The following is a 5134-nucleotide window of genomic DNA, read 5'->3' as shown; positions in this document are numbered from 1 at the left end:
AGCCTTCGTTAATTTCGATATGTCTTTTGGTATCGATGGTTGTCATTAAAATGGCTTATAACGGTTGGGTATTTCTGCAGGCGGGATAAAAATACGAAAACTTTCTACTTGCTAAAATCTTAATTAACCGCTAAAATCTTCGATGAAAAACTTCATACCCGCTTGTAGAAATACCTTGTTAGCAGAAGTTTTTATTTGATTTTATTTTGTATTGGGATAATTTTATTCCCAAAAGAGTAAGATAAACTACATTTATTTTTTAAGCATTTGTATATTTGAAACGAATTTGAAAATTCAGTTTTAATTTGAAATAGCACTTCTGTATTGTTTTTAATAAAAAGAGGTGTAGAAATTTGCAGAGTATATTTTGATGGCGAATATTTTACGGATTTTATATTATATTCTCGCCAATCCAGTATTTTTGATCTATGAGATTTGTCGAAATATAGATTGAAATCCTTTTCATTAACTTCTTTCATAGTGTATTTGAAATTCTCATCTTTTTTTAATTCATTATTTAATTCTGGTATAAAACTTTTTGGGTTTAGTACAAGACCTAAATATGGCTGATCAGAAATAATCTCATTGATTAAATTTTCAGTTATAATTTTAGTTTGAGAATTTAATTTCGTGAAATTTAAAAAGATAAATAGGATCGGAAGTATAAATTTCATATTTCGTTTTTTGAACACAGTCGTTTTAAAATTTCTGCTAACGTTTTCGGGCTTTGCGTTCGGGCGGGTTTCGGAGTACAAAACTATCAACCAGCACTAAACTTGATACGAAGCGCAAAGCTTCATTTAACCACTGAACCGCCAATTTCTTGTAGGTGCTGTTATATGCCGCTTTTCTTTCTGTCATTGTGCTTTCAGTATTTTGTCCGCAATGGTCAAACAGTTTTCAATTGTTCCACTCATTCCCATATTTTCCATTTCAAGTTTGTGAAGTCTGTTAGCAATTTCTTGTCTGTCTGCTTTTGCTTTTACAAGTCCGAAGATTTCAGGAACGTAACCTTGATATTCGTCTCTTGGTGCAATGTCGTTAATGCCAATTGGGTCCCAGTCAAACCAAAGTATGTCGTCAATTTTTTTGTAAAGCAGAAAGTCTTTGGCTGCTGTTAAATTGTCTTTGAACTTCTTGTTGCGATTGAATAATAGAATTGTAGATTTCACTTCTTCTTCTTCAAGTCTATTGTCGTCAAAATATTCTGTCGCTTTAAGAGCCAAACTTGCAATATAGTGTCCGCTGTCGCTGTCAAACGGTGCTGGTTCGCCTGAAGCATTGTAAGTTACTTTTGCAACAAGTTCTGCAAGTCTCAAATAATTTTCTGGCTTGTAGTTTTTATTTTCAAGTCCAAACACTCTGATTTTGGTGAATTGTTCGTGTGCTTCTTTCCAACGGTCTTTGTCGTCTATGATTTGATATAGTTCACTAATTGAAGTCGGAATGTTTTTTATGTAATGGTCAAAACGAGACAAAAAAGTCCTGCCCAACCTGGTCTAATGTCGTTAGGTATGTTCTCAAAAATCTCTTGCCCGATATTGATATTAGTTTTTATATCGTATTGTTCTGTCGTCATAAAGTGGCATATAACGGTTGGGTATTTCTGCAGGCGGGCTGAAAATACGAAGTCTTTATACTTGCTTAAATCTTTATTAATCGCTCAAATCTTCAAGTGAAAACTTCCTGCCCGCTTGTAGAAATATCTTGTTGTACGCAGTTTTTTTTTAGAAGTAATAAGCATAATTCCCGGCAAAATCTGCAATAAAGTATGCTCCGTCTGATAAAAATTTCAGTCTAAATACATTTAGTTTTGTTTCATCTAATTTGTTTTTTAATGATGAGGGAACATCCCCCAAAAACTTATACCCTCTTTCATATACAACCACAAGTCCTGTATTTGTGATACTTGCTGCCCATAATTCACCGTATTTTTGTTCGCCTTCGCTTATCCAATCAATTATTTTGCTACTTGACGCTGAAAATTTTGTTTTACTTATCACAACCCAATCTCCATTATCATTAAAAGTTATTGAGTAAATCATTTCTCCATTGTCATTCCATTCAGTTAATTTACTATCTAATGAAGTTGGTGTACCATACGAACTTATTCCATTATTTCCCCATAAAATTAGCCAACGACCGTTTTCAGTGAGCACAATGTCGTCAATCAGTTCGTTATTTTCGTTTAGAGAAGATAATTTATTTGTTAATGATTTTGGAACTCCTGATGCAGCCCATCCATTTTTACCTTTTAGAGCAATATCTCCACCTGTTAGAGTCATTGCTACATTTTTGCATTCGCCCCATTCTCTAATTTTGTCTTTTAAAAATTTTCGTCCTTGTCCATAGGAAAAAGTTGACAGAATTAGGAAAATAAATAGTAAATTTCGTTTCATACACTTTGTTTTTAATATGTTTTTCTCTAAGATTGCGTACAACGTTCCGGGGCTTGGCGATGGCGGGCATTTCGAAGCCGAAACTTTCAACTAACATACAATTTTCTACCGAAGTACAAATCTTCAATTGAAAACTTTCCGCCCGCTATTGCCAAACCCTTGTTAGCCGTAGTTTTTATTGCAGTTTTTTAATAATTCCATACGCAACTTGATTTTCTTCAATTTTTATGTATAGGTATTCATCACCTTCAATTTTTAGAACTCTTGTGTAAAATTTTGGATTTTTATCCAATTCTTTTTCTGTTTTCTCATCAGCGATAATTGTATAATCTCCATCTCCCAGCCAAACTAGTTTTCCACTATAAATTTTTCCTTCATATTTTTCAAACTGAATGTCATTTTTTCGTTCAATTTCATATTTGTAGAAACTATTATCTAAAAACATCAGTTCATACTTACCAGTTCGAAAATTTTGAATATTTAATTTAGGATTGAAGCGAAGGCATTTTTCAGCATATAATTGTTTTGCGTGGTTAAAATTCAAATAAATTGATTCAATTAAGGATTTGCAACCCTGCTCTTCTTGATTCATAATTATCTCCGAAAAGCCTTTGAAATAGTATGGTGCAGGATTTTTAGAGTCTAATTCAATAGATTTTTCCAAATTTATTTTAGCAGATTTAAAATCTTCTTTTTTTATATCGTCCAAGGCCTTACGCATATAAAAACTCCAATCATTATCTTGTTGTGAGAATAAAAATATTGGAATGAATAATATAAGATTCAAAATTTTCACCGTCTATTTTTTAAAATTACGGCTAACGTTTCGGGGCTTGGCGATGGCGGGCAAATCGAAGCCGAAACTTTCAACTAAAATACAAATTACAACCGAAGCGCAAAATGTGAACTGATGACTTTCTGCCCGCTATTGCCAAACCCTTGTTAGCAGCAGGTTTTTTATTTCAAAATAAATCAAGAACATCAATAAATTTTTTCAGCACAGCTTTGTTAATGGTTTTGTGAGGACATTTTTCATACATATATTTTGGAGCATAATAATCATAAGTGTTCTGTTTATTATTTTGAATGAAAGTAAGTTTATACCCATTTACATCAGAAATATAACAAGGTGGTGGTATATTTTCATTAACTTTTATTTTGAAATCTTCTTGATTATACTTTAATAAATCGGAAAGTTGTTTTGATTTGATAAGTTGAATAATTTTTTCTTTTCTATCTTGAGTGAGTTTAATCTTTTTTACAGTTCTTTTTAATTTCTCATTTTTTAGATATGCTTTTGGTTTTTCTTCAGAGTATGAATCTAAGATTCCGTTACTGCTAATAAAATAATAATTTACATAATCATATGCAGACCAACCTCCGTTAGTTTCATAAATAATTGCAATATCATTTGTTTTCATTTTTTGCGGAAGTTCGAAATCTTTAGAAATTGGATTTTTCAAATTCAAATTTTGGCAAAAAGCAAAAACGCAGAAATTCAGAACAAGAAAACTTAATATTTTTTTCATTTTTGCGGGATTTTGGATAAACTTGCTGCTAACGTTTCGGGGCTTTGCGATGGTGGGGCAATCGAAGCACAAATCTTCAATTTTGCAGTAAAGTTCAATCGGAGAACTACCGTTGACCTTTGCAGTTTCGCCCCACTATTGCAAACCCTTGTTAGCAGCTGTATTTCTTCAATTATATGTTCTTTCCAGTTTTTGCATATCTCAGGAAATATTCACCACTTTGAAACAGATAACATTCAAAGTATTCTTCAATATCCCCAATCTGCAACTTAAACCCTTTTTCAATTTCATCTTCTATGTATTCTAAATAGGTCTTGTTATAAGTAACCATAAAGGCTGGATATGTTGTTTTTTGAGTTTTAAAGTCGAAAATATATTCATTCGGTGGCGAATCATTATAAAACTTTAGATATTCGAAAGCCCAATCAATAGAATTGTGAAATTCTAAGCTTTCTTCATTGTGAATTGTGATGCATAATAAAAAGATGAATTGTTCTATGTTTATGTAAGGATAATTATCAAAATCATCAAGTAATTGTTTTGTTAGATTAACATCTGGCAAACTTCCAAGATTCTTCCATAAGTCTAATAGACTATCAAGTGTATTTAAATTTGTTATTGTTTTATACTCTACTTTTATAAAAGCGTCAATGTCGTTTAAAATGTCTGTAATTTTTTTAGAATTAACTTTATCAAATTTCTTGCTTGTAAAAATTGAAGTATCAAGCGAATTTTTCGGGATATTTAAGTAGAAGTTATCACTTCTAATTTGCCATTTCTGAATATCTTCTTTAGTAAAAATAAATAGTGTGTCATCATTGTCATAGTTATCATCTTTGAGATAAAGGAAAAGCAGAAAACTATCCTTTACATAACTTGTATGAATTTTTACATTTGAATTGTTGTCCGTAATATTTCGTCCTTTAGATTGACAAGTTATTATTTTATGTAAACCGTCTGCTAATTCTTCTTCTATAAAAAAGTCTCCACCATTTTTGTCAAAGTTGGGATGACTAAATTTATAGCCATATTTTGATACTTTAAAAGTCGCACAACTTAAAGCTTCTTGTTCAAGTGGTTTATTATCTCTCATTTGTCTTGTGTAAGTACGATGTCGTTTAATATAGCTGCTAACGTCCGGCGTATATGGAGGGTTGCGGCTGCTGCCCCAGATCTCCGTACAAAATCCGGACTTTAAACTTAGCG

7 protein-coding genes are annotated in these 5134 nt (G+C 31.8%); all 7 read right to left on the bottom strand.

From position 1 onward, the window contains the following. Positions 1-191: 191 nt before the first annotated feature. Positions 192-674 (bottom strand): hypothetical protein, encoded by a 483-nt coding sequence (locus H9628_RS11670; RefSeq protein ID WP_251834317.1) that lies wholly within the window; start codon positions 672-674, stop codon positions 192-194. Between the two features lie 37 nt (positions 675-711). After that, positions 712-861, bottom strand: coding sequence for a hypothetical protein (locus H9628_RS11665; protein ID WP_251834316.1), 150 nt, complete (start codon positions 859-861; stop codon positions 712-714). Further along, complete coding sequence (locus tag H9628_RS11660) at positions 858-1493, bottom strand: hypothetical protein (protein WP_251834315.1); 636 nt, start codon at positions 1491-1493, stop codon at positions 858-860. The genes H9628_RS11665 and H9628_RS11660 overlap by 4 nt, the downstream gene beginning before the upstream one ends. A gap of 234 nt (positions 1494-1727) precedes the next feature. Next, complete coding sequence (locus tag H9628_RS11655) at positions 1728-2399, bottom strand: hypothetical protein (protein WP_251834314.1); 672 nt, start codon at positions 2397-2399, stop codon at positions 1728-1730. Between the two features lie 175 nt (positions 2400-2574). Beyond that, the gene (locus H9628_RS11650) at positions 2575-3186 is read right to left on the bottom strand and encodes a hypothetical protein (RefSeq protein WP_251834313.1); all 612 of its coding nucleotides are present in this window, start codon (positions 3184-3186) and stop codon (positions 2575-2577) included. Positions 3187-3361: 175 nt separating this feature from the next. Continuing rightward, complete coding sequence (locus H9628_RS11645) at positions 3362-3928, bottom strand: hypothetical protein (RefSeq protein WP_251834312.1); 567 nt, start codon at positions 3926-3928, stop codon at positions 3362-3364. A 172-nt stretch (positions 3929-4100) separates the two neighbouring features. Beyond that, on the bottom strand, positions 4101-5134 hold a 1034-nt coding region (locus H9628_RS11640; protein WP_251834311.1), incomplete at its 5' end, for a hypothetical protein.

This window comes from Kaistella pullorum (genome assembly GCF_014837035.1).
GTDB lineage: Bacteria > Bacteroidota > Bacteroidia > Flavobacteriales > Weeksellaceae > Kaistella > Kaistella rhinocerotis.
The sequence above is the reverse complement of the archived record's forward strand: the minus strand, read 5'-3'. Positions and strand labels throughout refer to the sequence as shown.